Origin of the sequence: Arsenophonus apicola, assembly GCF_020268605.1 — a bacterium.
Classification (GTDB): Bacteria; Pseudomonadota; Gammaproteobacteria; order Enterobacterales; family Enterobacteriaceae; genus Arsenophonus; species Arsenophonus apicola.
This window is the reverse complement of record NZ_CP084222.1, coordinates 948,797-966,175: the sequence shown is the minus strand read 5'-3', so window position 1 is coordinate 966,175 and position 17,379 is coordinate 948,797. Positions and strand designations below refer to the sequence as shown.

Here is a 17,379-nt window from a genome sequence, read left to right as displayed (position 1 = left end):
ATCCTTACCGTGCCATTTAGTTATACATACAGTATAATCGCCGATTATGACAAAGAAAAAAGCACACAAGCCTGGTTCGGCAACGATTACGCTAAATAAAAGAGCACGCCATGAATACTTCATTAGTGAAGAAATCGAGGCGGGTCTAGCTTTGCAAGGTTGGGAAGTTAAAGCACTACGCGCAGGCAAAGCCAATATTAGTGACAGTTATGTTTTACTAAAAGAGGGTGAAGCATATCTTTTTGGCGCCACAATTACCCCGCTAAATGTGGCTTCTTCCCATGTGGTGTGTGATCCAATGCGTACCCGAAAGTTATTGCTAAATCAACGTGAACTTGATTCGCTGTTTGGTAAAATCAATCGCGAAGGACACACTGCGGTAGCATTATCCCTTTACTGGAAAAATGCCTGGTGTAAAATCAAAATTGGTGTCGCCAAGGGTAAAAAAGAGCACGACAAGCGTTCAGATATTAAAGAGCGCGAATGGAAGTTAGACAAAGCAAGAATTATGAAAAATGCTGGCCGCTAATGAGCTAAGTGCTAGCATTATTAAGTTTTTTTCTGATATAATTGAATAATCAACTTGGGGCTGATTCTGGATTCGACGGGATTTGCGAAACCCAAGGTGCATGCCGAGGGGCGGTTGGCCTCGTAAAAAGCCGCAAAAAAATAGTCGCAAACGACGATAACTACGCTCTAGCAGCTTAATAACCTGCTTAGAGCCCTCTCTCCCTAGCCTCCGCTCTTAGGACGGGGATCAAGAGAGGTCAAACCTAAAAGAGATCGCGTGGATGCCTAGCCTGGGGTTGAAGCGTTAAACTTAATCAGGCTAGTCTGTTAGTAGTGTGTCTGTCCACAGCTAGCTGGCGAATGTAAAGACTAGACTAAGCATGTAGTACCGAGGATGTAGAAATTTCGGACGCGGGTTCAACTCCCGCCAGCTCCACCAAATAAAACAAGGGGTTACGTGAAAACGTAGCCCCTTTGATTTACCTAATGACCACTTTGCGTCCACCACTTATAATCAAGTGGACACTTTTAATTAGCTCATCAGCATATCAAGTGCTATTGCCCTATCCATTTTGCTCATAGACATTATTGTCTTTTTAACTTTATCTTTATTGGGATATGTCAGAATTTGTCTAAGTTGAATGTCCAGCAATGCTGCAGTTAAACAATGCTTGTTCGTAAATTTTATATAGCACTCTGTTAAGCAACGATGCCTATATTGACTCTCTATAATGTTTGCTTTTGATCCACACTCAGGGCATATAAATTCTATTTGATTAGGATTTTTATTATGTGAGTAACTACCTGTTTTTCTGATAGATGGAATTACTTCACTTGTAACCCATTTTCTCAGCCTATGGGATATCGAACCTTTTTTAATGGCATCACGAGAACGCAGCATTAATGTGTACATACCAGATTCATTAATGATGTTTACTTTTTGTTTCCCGCCAAGGGTGTCACTTAAAGTTACACCCTTTTCATCATCATCAAGTGTGGCGATAGCTTGTCGGCTATTTGTGATCTGCAAGGCGTTGCAAATATTTTGAGCAACAAACCAAGGGATACCATTTTTAATCAATGTGCGTATTTGCTGATTTTCAAATATAAATGGGGTTAATGATAGATTAGCCATTACTGACTCCTTTTGTTTTTTTCGAATAAGTTGGGTGCTGGGAGGTTCGAAATGGCCAAAAGTAACCACACGGTTTATTTCCCCTAAGGGTATTTTATTCACCGTCCTCCCAACATAATTCGGATGGAACTATGCCAGAGAGCCGTTTATAGGCACAAAAAAGCCAACGCTGACGGGGTTGGTGTGATCCGCTTTTAGAGGTTTTCGACGCCTCGCGAGTAGACAATAAATAATAATGTCCTAAAGGTCAATAATATTATAATATGATGGTGTCAGGGGGCTCAAAACGGCTACAAGTACCGTGGGCTTATTTCCCTTTCAGGTGTTATATTTGCCACCCTCCCGACATTACTGAATAGGATGTATTTACCATCAATATGAACAGTAGATAATTATCCTTTTGAGGTCAATAGCATTCTAACCACATAATCATTTTCGTGACATGTCACGCCGTGTTTTATTTTTTCTAAAATATGTCACACTAGACAAACTTGATATTTTTTAGGATAAGTTTGTATGAGCAATACTAACTCTGTAGCTAAGTACAGTTCCATTCGCATGACTATACCTGCGGACTTGAAAGAACAATTTCTGTTAGAATGTGAACAGGCTGGCGTTGATGCTGGTGAATTAAAATGCTTTTCAACAAATCCGCCTAGCATCATAAGAGTGCTATACGAAACTGCTGCTAAGTCCGAAATGGCTAAAAAATTTATAGGGATATTAAAAATGTTTGGTCAAGAACGTAACGTTAGAATTGAAGTTTATACCGACAAAAAGAATGTCGATTTAAAAGGCTACTCAGAAGAAGAAGCCCTCCGCTTAATCGAAGCAAGCGACACAATTCGCATTGCTCATGCAGACGATAAAGAAGAACAAGAAAAATAATTGTTACATGTATTTCAGTATTTCATGTCCTCTCAAGCCGCATGTTTACTAGCTTTTTGAAATTATGCGGCTCATTTCGCGATCCAATCAAACCCACGTAAAATAGAATTTTCTTTTATATTTCATTGCGTTGTATTTTTGTGCGATCCAGTTCGTGATCTAAAAACGGAAATCTATTGAAATTATTTTCACACATTTCAATTTGAAGTTTTCGGCAAGTCCTTAGTATTGGCGCGGCTTGGCGATATGTTTTGTAGAATTTTAAAACTGAAATAATTTTTAGATCCAAATTGTGCAGGCGGGTGCGGTGTAGTGCGTTTTACGTGGTGAAAACTTTTATTTCGTGGGTGCTGTGAGTCGTCAGCGCTATTCAGTGAATGCGATCCATTTTGTTTATCTGTTGATGTAGTTTGTTATGTGATACGCTCAGAATGGCGCTCAGACAGTTTTATTGCAGGTACAAAAAGCCCACGTAATGTGGGCAAATAATCATTTAATGAGACAATTACTTCGCAAGAGCTAATTGTTTTTTTATGAGAGTTTATCTATGACCTTTTTAGCCTTATTATCGATCTTTATTTTGCTAAGTTCTATGTAATATGAAAAGGTTAAGTCATACTTGAATGGTTCTTTCTGGCAATGCCTGTCTTGGCATATAGCTACTATTTCTGTATGTTCTCTATGGGTCTTATGTATCGTGATTATACCTGCTGGCTTTTTGCAGCAAGGACAAGTCACAAGGGTGGCGGTTGAAGCAACTCTCTTTGAAGTTTGATAACTTCCAGTTTTGCGAATTGAAGGCAATACTTCATTTGTTACCCATTTGCGGAATCGATGAGGTAGCGTTCCTTGTTTAACAGCATCACGACAACGGAGTACTAAAGTGTACATTCCCGATTCATTGATAATGTTTATTCTCTGTTTTCCGCCAAGGGTGTAACTCAAAGTTACATCCTTTTCATCATCATCAAGTGCTGCGATAGCTTTTCGACTATTTGTAATCTGTAAAGCATCGCAAATATCCTGAGCAACAAACCAAGGGATGCCATTTTTAACAAATGTGCGTAATTGATGATTTTCAAACATGAAAGGAGTGATTAATAAGCTAGCCATTATAGCCTCTTTAATTTTTTTGAGATTTATATTTATACCAATAATATGGCGTCGGGAGGCTCAAAACGGCTTAAAGATACCGCGGACTTATTCCCCTCTAGGGTGTTGTATTAGTCGCCCTCCCGACATTGTTCCGGGTATGAACGCATAATGCGCTCAATAATGATAGGCATAAAAAATCCAACACTGACGGGGTTGGTTTGTACCGCTTTAAGAGGTTTTGAGTCCTCGTGTGCAGAACTTTAATGAATTACTTTCGGAAGGTCAACTATATATTCCTTTGAATATTAAATTTTCGTACCATGTACGATAATATCTTGACAATCGTACGTAGTACGAGTAATCTATTAACTATAGAAGGAAAGGATGTTTTTTATGGAATACCTACTTTTTATTGAAACCCCTGTATTTAGTAGAGAACGTACAGAACTGTTAACCGATGATGAATTTAGACAACTACAACAATACTTACTAAAAAATCATGAACAAGGCAGTACCATTAGCGCTACTGGAGGATGTAAAAAGATCCGTTGGTTGAGGGAAGGAATGGGAAAACAGGGCGGTGTCAGAATCATTTACTACACCATGACGAAAATTGGAAAGATCTATCTTCTTTTAATCTACCCAAAAAATAAAAAAGATGACTTAACCTCAAAAGAAAAAGAAGTACTTAAAGCCATCATTAATAAATTGCAATAATCAACCGCTGCGTAGATACGCGACATATTCATACAACGGAGGCACGATGGACAAAAAACTTTTTGGCGATCTGGTTGAAAGCATGAATCAGATGGTAGCGATGGAAAAAGGGGAACGTTCTATTCCTTCTGAAAATATTCATCGCCATCGTCTGCCTAATGTAAAAAACCTACGTGAAACCTTTGGCTTAAAGCAAAGTGAATTTGCCGAAGCTGTTGGCGTTTCTGCATCCTTAATTCAGAGCTGGGAACAACACCGCCGTATTCCTTCTGGTTCAGCACTTAAATTACTTAAAATGCTTGAGCGTAATCCAACGCTAATTAATGAGCTAAGTACACTTTGACATTTTCTATTTCCTCATCATTCTTTACGTGGTGAAAACTTTTATTTCGTGGGCGCTGTGATTTCTCAGGGCTATGCAGCAGGTGCGTTCCATTTTGTTTATCGTTGATGTGGTTTGTTATGTGATGCGCTCAGAATGGCGCTCAGACAGTTTTATTGAAGGTACAAAAAGCCCACGTTAGATGGGCAAATGGTGGACGATAACTTTACTTACCAATAACAGGGGAATACTTTTTATTCAAGCTGTCTGACTTGGTGCCAGTGCCTTTGATAGCTGATGCGTTAGTTGGTGTGCCTGTATTACTGTGAGTATGTGATGCGGTGAGTTCTGCTAATTCCTTGACCACATCTAACGTATCTATCATCAGCTGAGCAACGTTGATTTGTTGGCTACCTATCCAAATGATAGGGGCTATGATTTGTTGTTGTACGCCAGCAATACTTTGCTTTATTTGCCCAACTTTCTCTATTAGCTTCTGTCCAATTTCTACAGTGGCATTCTGTCCAACCTCAATAGTCATGTCTTTTTCAATACTGCCGACATAGTTTGATGATGTTGCTATTGCGTAGTCACCCTCGGCTAAATTCTGGATTGCACCTGCTAATAGTTTTCTAGTACCTAAAACGGTTAATGTGTCATTGGCCTGTACTGTGGTTTCTCTCGCGACCAGTTCGCGTTGTTCTTTGTCCGCTTTGATATTTCGGATCATTGATGCTTCATTGATGCTTTGGTCTGTTTCACGATTCCAGCTACCATCTTGTGTCACGCGCTGAAAAACTTCTTTGCGTTGCTGCTGCAATTGTTCCCCTGGTTGTATGTCTGGGAGGGTATTATTTTGACTGAGTGTTTGCCGGATAAACGGTTTATCGGGCCTCCCACCTTCAAAAGCAATTTCAACTAAAGTTCCCTCCGGTGGAAATTGAAACATACCACATTCAACCCCTGCCATGGGTAAAGGCAGCGGCACTGCTTTGTAGGTAGGTGCGGCTGATTCGTTGCCATCACTATCCAGTAATTGCACATCTACAGCATATTTTGGCCGGAACGGATCAGAAATATCACCGGCACTGACTGCTTCACTTGGTGATTCAATTCGCGCGAATTTTGGTAAATGCAAACCTGCTGATAATTCGGGGTAAGCTTTATCTATCTGGCTTTGAATTGGGGTTTTATTTTTGGCCTCTCCAGTAAGTGGATTAATCGCCAACCAGTAAAGCGTGATATCATCGTTATCAAGCTGGACTTTATGCACGCGCTTACCGTTTACCACTGTTCCGGCTCGTAAGGCGGGTATTAATGGAAAGGTGGCGCTGTTACCTGCTGACTGCCCTTTTGAGAATTCAGCGGGTACACTGTGGTTATCATTTTTAAACATCGAATCAGACCAACTGCCGACAAAGATTTTCCCATCAGGTATTTGATACCACACGTAATCAGAAATGGCAAAAACATGGCCTAGATTGGCTAATAATTGAAAACCTGTACCGTTGTGCGTGAAATGAGGGATAGGCGAGTTAATATATTTTGCATCAGGTAAAATAAAGGTTAAGCCGCTATTTTCCTGTAAATAATCGGTAATAGTTTTTAAGGTTGGGTGCTGAAATGCGCAAGGCCACATTTTATCAAAAACACCGACCAGCTCGCGCACGAACAATTTTTGAAAACCGTTATCCGCTGGCATTGCACGTTCTACATAGCCTGTGAAGTATCGATACAATGAATCGGTGTAACCCGTGTCAAAGCGAACTAATTTGCCAGTGTAATCACTTTCGGTTTCAACCGTTAAAAAGCCTCGACCACAGGCCGATAGCTCCAACATGATTTTTGCGTCAATAATATGGACGTCATCATTAGATAAATAACAGCGGCTAATTGGTTTCATTATTATTTATTCCCAAAATCATCAATGGGTTTCAAAACCGTACTTTCAAACCATGTCAGTTCGTCTTTTTCTTCTTTTGCCGCGCTCGTTGGTACTTTCGGGTTGCCTGTTTGAATTTTAGCTTGCACTTGGCCTGCTGCCCGAGCGTCTTTTTTCTCTGAGACAGATAAATGCTCTCTGAGCGTGAATGTGACTTGCCAAGCCATTTGCCCGTCGATTTCGCTGGCGTCAATATTTCCGGTAAACGTGGCTATGCGGAAATTAATCGCTTTTGCGGTATGATTAGCCACGCGATAGCGCTTCAATTTTCCACCTTCTTTCGCTTCTGCAAGGGCAAATAAGCGTGTGAGAATTTTGTCATCAGTGAAGTTGATCACGCCATTTACTCGTAGCTCTTTTGGCTTAATTCCATGCTCTGCAACAGCTGTGCTGGAAGTTTGACCGGATTGGTCTTTATCCTGAAATTGTACCGACGGATTAACTTTGATGTTTTTTAGCGGAATAGCTTCACCATCAAGGGCTAAGGTTATTGTCGGATTCTGTGCTGTTAATTGGTTTTGTTGGATCATGAAGCATTCCTTGTAATGACGATAGTTCGCTCCCTGCGAACAGTGTTGCAAGTGTAAAAATGGCGTCCTGCTCTGGGATCTCTTTTGCAGGTGTTCAGCAAGATAATCGCCCGTGCCTTTGCCTGTAAAACTCCAAATGAACACGGATCTACCCAGTAGATCAGTCAATTTATCACTAATACTTTTAAGCGCATTTTCCCTCGCAGACTTGAATCCAGACATAGTCGATTTCATGGCATCAATACCGCTTGCACTGCCTATACTGTTTTTTGCCTGCTCTACCAACTGAGCGTTAATCGTGTCACGGCTGTTTGATGTTGATAGTGTTTGCGGTTTCGGTAAGCCGCCGAATTGAGGTGCTGGCAGCTTCATTTTAGTGACTTGCAGTGATCCTGCTGTTTTTGCCATACGCTCAACCTGTGAAAAAACAGGCAGTGAGAAAACCGTCGAAAATTGCTGTAAGAGTGTCATAAATTCGGTTTGTGTTTTCGCACAGATCATCATGACGACTATTTCGGTCTCTGCTGCGCCTACCAATTTTTTTGCAATGTGGTTGATTGCATTGGTTGGGCTTAAATAGCTGCCAGTTGCTGTTTTCTGTCCTAATCCATACACAAATGGGTGAGCTTGCACCATCGAACAGGTTATGCTCGACAGGGTAGGGGACATTTTCATCAGGCTTTTACACCATTTTGGAAGAATTACGGTTTCTTTGGCCATTCGATATCCGATGCAGTTGAAGTATCAACACGGTTTAATAATACGCGATATTTTTTCCATTCTTGCAGTACGACGAACTCTTCATTTGTGATTATGCCAAGGTCAACTGCATCTTGTAAGGGAGATATGGCTTCTGAAGCAATTTTCATAAGAATGGCTTTCTCTTTTTCAGCCATTACGATGCGTTCATCTTGCGTCAAAGGTGGTATATCAACCCAAACTGGCAGTCCGTTTTGTCCTGCGATACGTTCTTTGCCATCAGGTGGCGCATTGCCTGCAAATTCAAGCCAAACCTCTTCGCTTACTTCGCATGCATCTTCAGGAAAGCTCCCTGCATCAATATAATCTTGTTTAAACTGTGCTGGACAAAAGGTATTCTCTTTTGCGCTGTAATAATACATATTTTTTCCTTTAAAAGCCTATCGCTAATACTAGCGTTTCAAGTCCATTATCTACAGTAACTCTAACTGTGGCGGCATTAACTAAATGAGCAGATTGAGATTGGCGGTCATTATCATAAGCTATAGCCGTAGCCACATAACCAATACAGAATAATCCTGTGTTCGGAAATTTCATAGGTAACGGAAAATTATAGGTTCCCGCGCCTTTTCCTTTCCCATAGCGTGCCCATTGAATAATGACACCCGTATCGCCACATTTCCACCAACCGCTAATGGATTTATTTGCAGTATTTTTTCCACTAATGATTTTGAGTTTGTCATCCATTTCTGTCTTGCTATATGCCCCCACATCAGCCGCAGAAAGACTAATATCTGTACTGAGTGGCTTATTGTTGACCTTTCGCCCACTTGGGACCCGTCCGTTGGCATTGTTATTGGCATTTGTCGCCGCCGTATTCGCAGCATTCGCAGTAGTTTGTGCATTTGTGCCAGTCTTTTTTGCCTCAGCGACTCTACTATCAGTTTCGGTTTTGGTATACGCCCCCACATCACTCGCACTTAAGGAAATATCAGCGTTTAGTTGCTTTCCATTCACTTTGCGCATATCAGGAACCCGACTGTTAGCGTTATTATTCGCTATTTCAAACTTTGAAATTACTGTACCATTTGTGGCGTAATCGCCTTTTTGTTGTAGTTTGTCCACTTCGGTTGTGAATAAATTTAAACTTGGCACTTTGTCATTATTATTGCCCTTGACACCTGAAATGTTGGTCTTATCGACCTTTTTGGTTAAATTCAATTTAAATTGCGTTTCAAACGCTATCATCGATTGATGACTCAGCGACCCTTTTGGACGTAAATCTTTTACGTTTCCGTTAGCATCAATACTGGCTATCGCAAAGACAAAATGTGTAAATCCAGCTTCGTCTACATAATTAGCAAGCGAGGTAGCGATAGTCGTTTTTACCACGGTATTCCACTGACTAACGATATTGCCTTGGTAGCTAAAATCCGCATAAATATTCGTGTTACGCAGACCATTGTGTATTTGATTTTTTTCCAATTGGCCACGAAGACCACTGATATAAGCTAACCCTTTGCTAACCGTGTATTGCTCATCCTTTCGGGTGACTTCAAACCCATCGTCAAAAAAAGCGGCTTCACCATAGTGATCATGATTAATAAGCCTCTGCATTTCATCAATGCCAGACAAACGCGCAGTAAAATCAATTTGCCATGTTTCCGCACTGGTTTTGATTTGCGTTTCTTCGGCTGCACCGTTGAATTCAAGCAAGAATGAACGGATCAACACGTTACCCTGTTGACCATTTTGTGTTTTCAATTTTTTCTGTATAGGGGCATGGGTGATCATGGCCACTGTACCAGACTCTTTATTGAGCAATCCAATCCAGTTAAAATCAAAATCGCCGACTTCTGCACCTAAAGTGACGCTGTATGCGACGGCGTTCTCACTCACCAATCCTGCTTTATTAACTGCTTGACGGTGAACAATTTGATTTTCAGGGGGTAGCTTTTCGTTGCGGTCAATGGGTTTTGATGGGTCAAGGTTCGACACATTCGCAAACACAAATTCATCAAGTAAAACGGGTTTACCGCTTGCGCCTTCTTGGGCTTTCCATCCTTCAAAAGCGAGTGTAATAACTGATGCCATATAATGCAGTCCCTTACATTAATGAAGCGCCGTAGACTTGGCTCGACGCTGAAAATTGTCCAATTCGAATATAGAGCGGCTGATTAGGTAATGTGGCGTAATAGCAAATATATTCAGCTTCAACAAAACCAACGCGCATCGCTATTAAGTGTACAGCCATCACTTCAAAACGATAACGGCGACAAGTACGCCCGTATTGCCTGATGATGTTTAACAATAAATCTGGGTTATTCGCTATTTGTCCGTCGCTAACGCGTAAGATAATGACGTCCCAGTCAATATCCGGTTGTCGCTCGTTAATTTCGACATAGCCTACGCCAAGGCGTTTAAATATCTCAATAAATCCGGCGACACTGCCGGAATCTTTCGCATTGATAAACGCGTATTTTACGCGCTTACGGTATAAATCCAACGGTTCATTATTAAATCGATGAATATCGCGTTGATAAGCTAGCAAATTTAATAATGATTCAGTGCAGGTTTCTACATCCAATTGCACTAATGGCCACGTTATCCAAACGTGAATGATTTCCCAAAAACGTTTCGTTGCTCGCAGTAGCGTTGCTGGCTCGCCTTTATTCATCCACGACGGCAATTGCAGTCGTTTTAATCGCGTTTTAAATTCTGGCATTTTGCACCTCAACGGTGAGCGACTTTAAACGTGGTACGCTTAAATCACTGACAATATCGGGAATGCTAAAAACGATAGAATCCAGCACAATAAATTGTTTATGCAGCTCGCGTCCTAAATTTGAGAATGAAAAACGGGAGTAGGGCCATGTCTTTTTAACATCATAAAGTGCGTTTTCACGAAAAGCACAACGCACTAAATCGCCTGCATCTTGCTTTAATTTTTTCAGTTCTTCCGCGCTGAAATTTTCCACGCTCTGCACAAATAGTGTTACGGTTAAAACATGCTGCGTTTCCTGCATCGGAAAGCACTGCATATCGTCACCATGACCATGATAGCCTTGTTTGTTGATGTAATCATTCACTTTATCAATAAACGGCTGGCTTGTTACGCCACTGTCTAGGAGCAAATAGGCATTTGCGGTACCCGGACCCCGCGGCGCATCATGCAAAAAGAAAATTCTGTCAATACTCAATCCCACCACACTGGCAATCATGCCACGATAAACCGCGTCAGTGTGATAGCTGCCGACTAAGTTGTACTGATTGCGGCAACGATCACGCAAATCGTTGTCACTCTCTGCATCTGCTCCCGGCACCAATAACCAATTATCTTCGTTTTGTACGCGCTCAATCCCTGAAATATACACGGGTAAAATGCGGAAATAACCTGGGGCAAGATTGTAAGCCCCTCCGGCATTTTCAGCGATCACCGGCACTAATGCGCTATCAGTATCAATCGCCTTGGTTTCAACGGTTTTGACACTGTAAATGATGTCATTAATACGCTCTGTTTGAATAACCGTTCCCGCTGGAACAATGATAGTTCCCGCGCCCACATCACGATAAAAACGGATCACACCTTTTGCTTCGGTAGCAGGTTTGCGAGTTAAATTAACGCCCCATGCGAACATATCTAACCAATTGTCCGATGCAGTGGCTAAAAACATATTTTTCAAGGTGACATTAATTAATGCTTCGGTCAGCCAACGAACAGGCCGAGTCACAATCGTATTAATCAAACGCCAAAATGGAGACATATTCGACGTGTTAGTAATCAGCCCCTCTTCATGGACAAGCGACACGAATTTGTCGCTAATTTCATCTTCGGAAACAGGCATTCCGCTATCGCGCAAGACTTGTTCATAATCAATGTTAGGGATGTTTTTACAGTTCATAATTTACCCCCAAATTAATACGGCCAAAATCATAGGTTTCCGCCGTCACCCAAAGTCGTTTTGTACTTTCTTCATCTATTACAATCGTACCGGGCACTAATCGCTCGTCACTTTCGACTAAGATCTCCATTTGCGTACGAATATCAGCGCGGAGGGTTGGGCTTCGCTCTGCCACTAATTGTGTTGCTAGCCCACTTTCAATGATACTGTGCGCCACATCTTGTGTGATTGACTGTCGGTTATTACACAACTTTGGCTCATTGCCGGAGTTGAGCGTAAAGTTTCTGTCAGTAATTAATAAATCAAAGTAGCGTAAATTATCCATTTTCAAGCGCAGTCCATTCCGCTAAATCCGAGGGTGACATTCCATTTGTCACATTGATATTTACTGTATCGTATCGCTTGCTATTATCAACCGATTGGGTTCGGTTATTGCTGATTTGCCGACTAATGCCACCTTTTTCGACGTCTTTTAGTTGGCCACCAATCAATAAACCTGCCGCGCTGGCTGTGGCTGGCGCACCGTCAACGGTTCCGGTTAATTTGGTTCCAATATTGATACCCGGCAAGTAATTGAGTTTTTCAACAATGCTGTTCCATATCCCTGAAAAAGTATCGGTTATTGATTGCCAAACACCTGAAAAAATGGCTTTAATGTTGTCTCCCATCGCTGCAAATACAGTATCTATAGGGGAATTACTGAAGAAATCACAAATAGAATTCCAATTTTCATAAATATAATTACCCACTTCGAACATCATGTTACTTAATTGCCTAAAGGCATCAAAAACCAACGAAAAAGGAAGGAGGATCACTTTAATTGCACTCGCCACGATAAAACCAAACGAACTGCCCGCTTCTGTGACGCCTTTTAGTTCATCTGAGGTGTATTGAATGGGTTTAAGTAACCGAGTGAACAAAGAGAAGACGTACTTAATCCCATCCCATATCAACTTTATTGCGCCACTGATTTCAACAAATGCATCAGAAATAGGGGGCAGTACGCCAAATGCTTTACGAAAGCCCTCAATAAACCCAGCAATAAAGGCTTTAATGGGTTGCCAGAATTGCACAACAGCCACGGTTAATGCTGCTATAACAGCAATAATGGCAAGGATAGGCCACGAGATAGCTGTAAATCCTGTTGCAGCACCCAATGCCGCAAACTTTATTAAGTTAAGCAAAGGCAGTAAGCCCGTCATAATGAACTTTGAAACCCCCATCACGATATTGGCAGATGCGCCAGCCGCTGCAAAAGCGAGCATTCCCATCGTAAGATATCCGACCCATCGCGCAATATTGGGGAACAAGGTAAACCAACGCACAAGGGTTTGAGTGCCCTCCGCCAATTTATTGATTAGCGGTGTAATGACAGGTAATAGCGTCATGCCGATAGCAATGCGGATGGATTGCCAAATTGACATAAGCCGTTCCCAAGGGTTGGCTAACTTTTCCGCTTGTTCCGTCGTGCGTTTCATACCATCACTCGCACCCAAGAAACCGATATTTTTACGCAAAATATCGACATTACCATAAAGCCGTTTAACGACTACCGCTGAATCACCAAAGGCGGCTTCAATTTCTTTTGGGCTTTTAAATTGCCCTCAATACTTGCGCCATATTTGGTTTGTAATTTATCCAACATTTCAGGCATTGAGAGCATTTGGCCAGAAGCATTGACAAACGATAGTCCTAAATTTCTAGCACCATCAGCCGCCGTTTTCATAAAGGCTTCATAAGCACTGGATGACTCGCCGCCAAGGGTTCTTTGTAGCTCCCCAAGTACAGCCAACTGTTCATCAATGCCGACACCAAATTGTGTCCCTGCATTTTTTGCGCCTTCCATGAGTCCGGTAATGTCTGCCATGGACACGCCAAAGGCTTTCGACATAGTCACGGCTTTTCCCGCAAATTCTTCCGCAAATTGCACTTGACCCACTTGGTTCGCGTAACGTTCAAATTGATTGAACATTTGCCCCATGTATTGGGATGCTTCCTCCGGTGTGCTTTTGAGTGCGGCGGCAGTCGTGTTGGTAATACGAGTGAGTTGCGGCAAATCTTGCTGAGTGACATTGTTTATCGCTCGGCTTATTGCGGTTGTGGAGTGAACAAAATCAATAGACGATTTCCCGTATTGCGCCGCAAATTTTAGGGCATCTTTTGATATTTTATCCATGACACCGCTATCAATACCCTGTAATGATGCAGTCATCATGGCATCGTTCATTTCAATGGCCGGGTCAAGAATACTTTTAACAGACCAAAAAGCCCCGGCAAGACCTGCTCCGCCCACGGCAATTTTGCCAAATGCGACTTGGCTATCACGGGCAAAAGTAGAAACGGCAGATTGTACCTGCCGAATGGGTTTTGTGATGTTGTCGATAAGACTGAGTGTGAAATCTAATTCGCTCATGAATCCCCCTTAAAGGCGGTTGTTATGCCATTTGCGATAGATATTCTGTGGTTTTCCCAATAGCGATTATCTAGCCAAATCGCGGCGGCAATATTATCTTCCGTGTCTGGTTCATGCGGTAAATACCGCTGTCGCAGGATTAAAAACTGTTGCAGCGGATTATTTTCAATCGCAGTGACACGGTTGGTTAGTTTTTTACGCTGATCTCCAGTTTAGGCGCATATTCTTTGTTAACGGATTCAACGATTTGCATTGCTGCACTTGGAATGGCAAGTAATTCATCCAATAATTCTTTGCTTTCAGGGCAAACAATACGTTTTAGATAAGTGGTGACGGGGGCGACTTTATTATCCATGGCCATATCATTAATCATGCTGTTATACGCGGTGATGTTTGGCTCAAAGCTAATGTCTTTTTCGTTAATCGTTAAAGTGATAATTTTTTTAGTCATGAGACAATTCCTTTCTCTGTTTAATTTCGTCCGTTAATACATTATGTCGTGCGGCGCATTCGCCATATAAAAAGCTAAATCTATTAACGCTATTGATAAATCACAGCCTGTTGTTCCTGTCAACTTCGGGATTTCTGTCGAGCATTTTTTTAGCAGGTTTTCCTGATAATTCACGTCCGATAATGTCGAGCGTTTTGTTGTACATGCTGACAAACTCATCACTAACACAAATGTTAGTAAATACAGGCTTAATAATCTCAGTACGTATTTCTCTAGGGGCAGCATTGGCGATCCCCTCCAATTTTGTTTCTAGCCGTTGGCCTGATTGGCTAGAAATTTCTTCAAGGTTAAGACGGGTCTTATCAGCCACTTTTTGAGCGGTCAGTTCTAAGCTGTCGTGATAAAGCCCGTTGACCTTCCAACCCGCACCAAAGGCACAGAGCAATAAAGTCATTATCAGTGCGAGTTGTTTAGTCATAATAATGCAAATGCCTTTTCAAAAATCTCATCATCGTAAGGCTGTTGACCGTTTTCATGAAAGATGATCGCTTTTGCCAACTCTATTACAGTTTTATTATCAAATGGGTTTACACAATCTGTTGGTTTAACATTTAGAGCTTTGGCTACACTATAAATATAACTATGCGTTTTATTTTCAACGGGCGGTGCCCATCGATTAATCATCTTTTCAATGGTATTGAAACCGGAAAGATTATAATTTTGAAGCAATTTCATTAAAGCTCGAATACCATATTCAGGACTAACAAAACGACAAAACGTGATTCAATACTTTTATCTACGGGCAATTGTCCTTGCCATTTATTTACAGGATTGTAATCAATATTACCGGGATTATTATTTCGAATTCCTCGCGCTGCTTTCACATTCATTGTTTAAATTTTCCTTTTAATAGTGCGCTTCCACGTTTTTTTAACCACAGTTCAATTAATTGATAACCAACGATGCCAAATGCTGACCCAAGGCCAGTAATCGCAAGCGGTGAAATATCCGGTATCCAAATTAAAACTGCGCCTGCTAACATTGAAACTGCCGACCCCAAAATGACCCGACCAAAAAACAGGCGGGTAGTAATTTGCTCTTCACTGGTTAAGATTTTACCAATCGCAATAAATATACCGATAAAAAAATAGCGCAATGAATGTCTTTTCGTGCTCTTCCATGAACAGTTTTCCTTATCCAATAAGGGATTGCGTCAATTCTGATTCTAAATAGGAAATCCCATTGATGCGCACAAAGTCAGGGCTAGTGACCAAGAATTTGATTTTATGGGTAGTGACCGCACCACCTTTCGGATCAATATCTAAAATATCACTGACAATTAATTTGCAACCAAACGCTTCCACTTTCATTTCTTCATTGCCAGCCTTGGCATACCAAAGAAAGTCTTGCGGTTTAATACCACGCCATGACCCCGCCGCCCGTGCTTTTGCGGTAATAATCGCAAAATATTTTGCGGTTAGTTCTAGCTCACCCTCTGCGCTCACATCACCCGAGATAAAACCGTCAGGCATGCCGCGCGTTTGAGCTGCTGCTGAATTATCCGTAATAGATAAATTTATTTTTTCGACGTGAATTAAATCACCGTCGATATTAACGTCAAAACTTTGACCCGATAAACGCTGGCTCATTAATTCGCCTCCAAGCTGGCATCCAGTAAGATGCTGACGGTAATCCCTTTCGGACATTCATAGGTACGCACAGTAATATAAATTTCCACTGTTTTTTTGGTTTTCCACACAATGACGACATCATCATCACGCGGTGGCAGACATTCGCCGGGGAACGTGACACCGTTAATTTCTGCACTGCGTGACATTTCACGTAGGGTACGTGAGAAATAGGACTTATGACTTTCAATGCTGTTTGGCGTGCTGTTTAAGCTACGATCTGCAATTTTTGCGATGGCTTGCAAACGTACACGACGCGCGACTTTATCGACGATGCGTAGACTTTCGATAGATTGATAATCGCCTCCCTCAACATCTAACGTTCGCCCATCTGACCAATACATACCGTCATAATCTGAGTACCACATCGGCACGCTATAACGCAGTTTTTCCAGCGCTTGAAGCGTGGCCAAATCAATTTCGACACCTTTACTGTCTTTGGGTAAATCAACTCTACCTAAATCAATTAACGCGCCTGTTTTCACTCGCGCCGGACTATCGGCGATAGTTACCGCACGGTTACATAAACGACCCGCTAATACTCCTGCCTCATGCCCCCAAATGATCGGCACGAGTTGAATAGACGATTCGGTTTCGGTTTTTTGCAGATCACATAAACGGGTCAATGCTGTTTGCCATGTTTCTTTATCTTGTAACCCTGCAACAGACAATAGCGCCCACACCCAACGTCCATATTTAGCCAGTAACGTTGCTCTGAGTGTTTGCGCGGCCTTGATGGTTTTTTTGGTAGTTTCCCCAATGTAAACATAACCCTCTACACTGGCGATTAACTGTGCTTTGAGCACACCATCGACAAAATCGGTGTCAGTGGCATTTGCGGGAAGAATATGAACATAACCAAACCAGTTCTGCCCCGCATTCGCCATTGCTGCCTTGATATTCGACTTTAAAGGGCTATTTTCTGCTCCCAATAACGTGTCTAAATCCGTTTGAGTATTAATAGCTAAGGTTTCACCAATATGGTTTTTCCCTTTGCCCACAAACAGCAAAACACGTTCAATTTCTTTGGATTCGCCTTGTAACTGATTGACTTGATTAACCCGAACATTAGGCCACATAGTTAAGT

At 41.8% G+C, this 17,379-nt stretch carries 21 protein-coding genes, 1 other RNA gene and 2 pseudogenes; 5 read left to right on the top strand and 19 right to left on the bottom strand.

All coding sequences use genetic code 11. From position 1 onward, the window contains the following. Nucleotides 1-46 precede the first annotated feature (46 nt). Both smpB and ssrA read left to right on the top strand, forming a co-directional pair. A complete protein-coding gene (smpB, locus tag LDL57_RS04245; protein ID WP_180560264.1) occupies nt 47-529 on the top strand; it encodes an SsrA-binding protein SmpB in 483 nt (160 codons plus the stop codon). Nucleotides 530-585: 56 nt separating this feature from the next. Further along, nucleotides 586-949, top strand: a transfer-messenger RNA (tmRNA) gene (gene ssrA / locus LDL57_RS04240). 93 nt (nt 950-1,042) lie between these two features. Here ssrA and LDL57_RS18095 read toward each other — a convergent pair. After that, nucleotides 1,043-1,645 (bottom strand): BRO-N domain-containing protein, encoded by a 603-nt coding sequence (locus LDL57_RS18095; protein WP_375141950.1) that lies wholly within the window; start codon nt 1,643-1,645, stop codon nt 1,043-1,045. 516 nt (nt 1,646-2,161) lie between these two features. Here LDL57_RS18095 and LDL57_RS04230 point away from each other — a divergent pair. Then, complete coding sequence (locus tag LDL57_RS04230; RefSeq protein WP_180560262.1) at nt 2,162-2,533, top strand: hypothetical protein; 372 nt, start codon at nt 2,162-2,164, stop codon at nt 2,531-2,533. A gap of 759 nt (nt 2,534-3,292) precedes the next feature. On the opposite strand, the pseudogene LDL57_RS04225 reads toward LDL57_RS04230, so the two are convergent. Beyond that, a pseudogene (locus tag LDL57_RS04225) lies at nt 3,293-3,646 on the bottom strand (BRO-N domain-containing protein); the annotation flags it as partial. A 375-nt stretch (nt 3,647-4,021) separates the two neighbouring features. On the opposite strand from LDL57_RS04225, the gene LDL57_RS04220 reads away from it, so the two are divergent. After that, nucleotides 4,022-4,345, top strand: a complete 324-nt coding sequence (locus LDL57_RS04220) for a type II toxin-antitoxin system RelE/ParE family toxin (RefSeq protein WP_180560260.1) — start codon at nt 4,022-4,024, stop codon at nt 4,343-4,345. Between the two features lie 46 nt (nt 4,346-4,391). Then, nucleotides 4,392-4,688, top strand: coding sequence for a NadS family protein (gene nadS / locus LDL57_RS04215; RefSeq protein WP_180560259.1), 297 nt, complete (start codon nt 4,392-4,394; stop codon nt 4,686-4,688). 205 nt (nt 4,689-4,893) lie between these two features. On the opposite strand, the gene LDL57_RS04210 is transcribed toward nadS, so the two are convergent. The 17 genes and pseudogenes from LDL57_RS04210 to LDL57_RS04135 all read right to left on the bottom strand — a co-directional run bounded on the left by LDL57_RS04210 (nt 4,894) and on the right by LDL57_RS04135 (nt 17,371). Beyond that, nucleotides 4,894-6,570: a phage baseplate assembly protein V gene (locus LDL57_RS04210; RefSeq protein ID WP_225507128.1), complete on the bottom strand. Its 1,677-nt coding sequence runs from the start codon at nt 6,568-6,570 to the stop codon at nt 4,894-4,896. Nucleotides 6,571-6,572: 2 nt separating this feature from the next. Further along, nucleotides 6,573-7,139: a baseplate complex protein gene (locus tag LDL57_RS04205; RefSeq protein WP_225507469.1), complete on the bottom strand. Its 567-nt coding sequence runs from the start codon at nt 7,137-7,139 to the stop codon at nt 6,573-6,575. A gap of 701 nt (nt 7,140-7,840) precedes the next feature. Continuing rightward, a complete protein-coding gene (locus tag LDL57_RS04200) occupies nt 7,841-8,260 on the bottom strand; it encodes a tail fiber assembly protein (RefSeq protein ID WP_225507127.1) in 420 nt (139 codons plus the stop codon). A gap of 10 nt (nt 8,261-8,270) precedes the next feature. Further along, nucleotides 8,271-9,932, bottom strand: coding sequence for a phage tail-collar fiber domain-containing protein (locus tag LDL57_RS04195; protein ID WP_225507125.1), 1,662 nt, complete (start codon nt 9,930-9,932; stop codon nt 8,271-8,273). A 13-nt stretch (nt 9,933-9,945) separates the two neighbouring features. After that, a complete protein-coding gene (locus tag LDL57_RS04190; protein ID WP_225507123.1) occupies nt 9,946-10,563 on the bottom strand; it encodes a phage tail protein in 618 nt (205 codons plus the stop codon). After that, nucleotides 10,550-11,740: a baseplate J/gp47 family protein gene (locus tag LDL57_RS04185; RefSeq protein ID WP_225507121.1), complete on the bottom strand. Its 1,191-nt coding sequence runs from the start codon at nt 11,738-11,740 to the stop codon at nt 10,550-10,552. Before LDL57_RS04185 ends, LDL57_RS04190 begins: the two co-directional genes overlap by 14 nt. Then, nucleotides 11,730-12,065: a DUF2590 family protein gene (locus LDL57_RS04180; protein WP_225506926.1), complete on the bottom strand. Its 336-nt coding sequence runs from the start codon at nt 12,063-12,065 to the stop codon at nt 11,730-11,732. The genes LDL57_RS04185 and LDL57_RS04180 overlap by 11 nt, the downstream gene beginning before the upstream one ends. Then, the gene (locus LDL57_RS04175) at nt 12,058-13,257 is read right to left on the bottom strand and encodes a phage tail family protein (RefSeq protein ID WP_225507119.1); all 1,200 of its coding nucleotides are present in this window, start codon (nt 13,255-13,257) and stop codon (nt 12,058-12,060) included. Before LDL57_RS04175 ends, LDL57_RS04180 begins: the two co-directional genes overlap by 8 nt. Nucleotides 13,258-13,289: 32 nt before the next feature. Then, a complete protein-coding gene (locus LDL57_RS04170) occupies nt 13,290-14,153 on the bottom strand; it encodes a phage tail tape measure protein (protein WP_225507117.1) in 864 nt (287 codons plus the stop codon). After that, the gene (locus LDL57_RS18090) at nt 14,150-14,290 is read right to left on the bottom strand and encodes a DUF6890 family protein (RefSeq protein WP_375141957.1); all 141 of its coding nucleotides are present in this window, start codon (nt 14,288-14,290) and stop codon (nt 14,150-14,152) included. Before LDL57_RS18090 ends, LDL57_RS04170 begins: the two co-directional genes overlap by 4 nt. A 50-nt stretch (nt 14,291-14,340) precedes the next feature. After that, nucleotides 14,341-14,604: a putative phage tail assembly chaperone gene (locus tag LDL57_RS04165; RefSeq protein ID WP_225506931.1), complete on the bottom strand. Its 264-nt coding sequence runs from the start codon at nt 14,602-14,604 to the stop codon at nt 14,341-14,343. 100 nt (nt 14,605-14,704) lie between these two features. Further along, on the bottom strand, nt 14,705-15,082 hold the full coding sequence (locus LDL57_RS04155; protein WP_225506935.1) for a hypothetical protein: 378 nt from the start codon (nt 15,080-15,082) through the stop codon (nt 14,705-14,707). Then, nucleotides 15,079-15,339: a hypothetical protein gene (locus tag LDL57_RS17940; RefSeq protein ID WP_310740158.1), complete on the bottom strand. Its 261-nt coding sequence runs from the start codon at nt 15,337-15,339 to the stop codon at nt 15,079-15,081. Before LDL57_RS17940 ends, LDL57_RS04155 begins: the two co-directional genes overlap by 4 nt. Then, the gene (locus LDL57_RS17935) at nt 15,339-15,494 is read right to left on the bottom strand and encodes a hypothetical protein (protein ID WP_310740157.1); all 156 of its coding nucleotides are present in this window, start codon (nt 15,492-15,494) and stop codon (nt 15,339-15,341) included. Before LDL57_RS17935 ends, LDL57_RS17940 begins: the two co-directional genes overlap by 1 nt. Next, nucleotides 15,491-15,785 (bottom strand): annotated as a pseudogene (locus LDL57_RS04145) (phage holin family protein). Before LDL57_RS04145 ends, LDL57_RS17935 begins: the two are co-directional and overlap by 4 nt. A gap of 12 nt (nt 15,786-15,797) precedes the next feature. Further along, the gene (locus LDL57_RS04140; protein WP_225506942.1) at nt 15,798-16,253 is read right to left on the bottom strand and encodes a DUF2597 family protein; all 456 of its coding nucleotides are present in this window, start codon (nt 16,251-16,253) and stop codon (nt 15,798-15,800) included. Next, nucleotides 16,253-17,371, bottom strand: coding sequence for a DUF2586 domain-containing protein (locus tag LDL57_RS04135; protein ID WP_225506943.1), 1,119 nt, complete (start codon nt 17,369-17,371; stop codon nt 16,253-16,255). The genes LDL57_RS04140 and LDL57_RS04135 overlap by 1 nt, the downstream gene beginning before the upstream one ends. Nucleotides 17,372-17,379 lie beyond the last annotated feature (8 nt).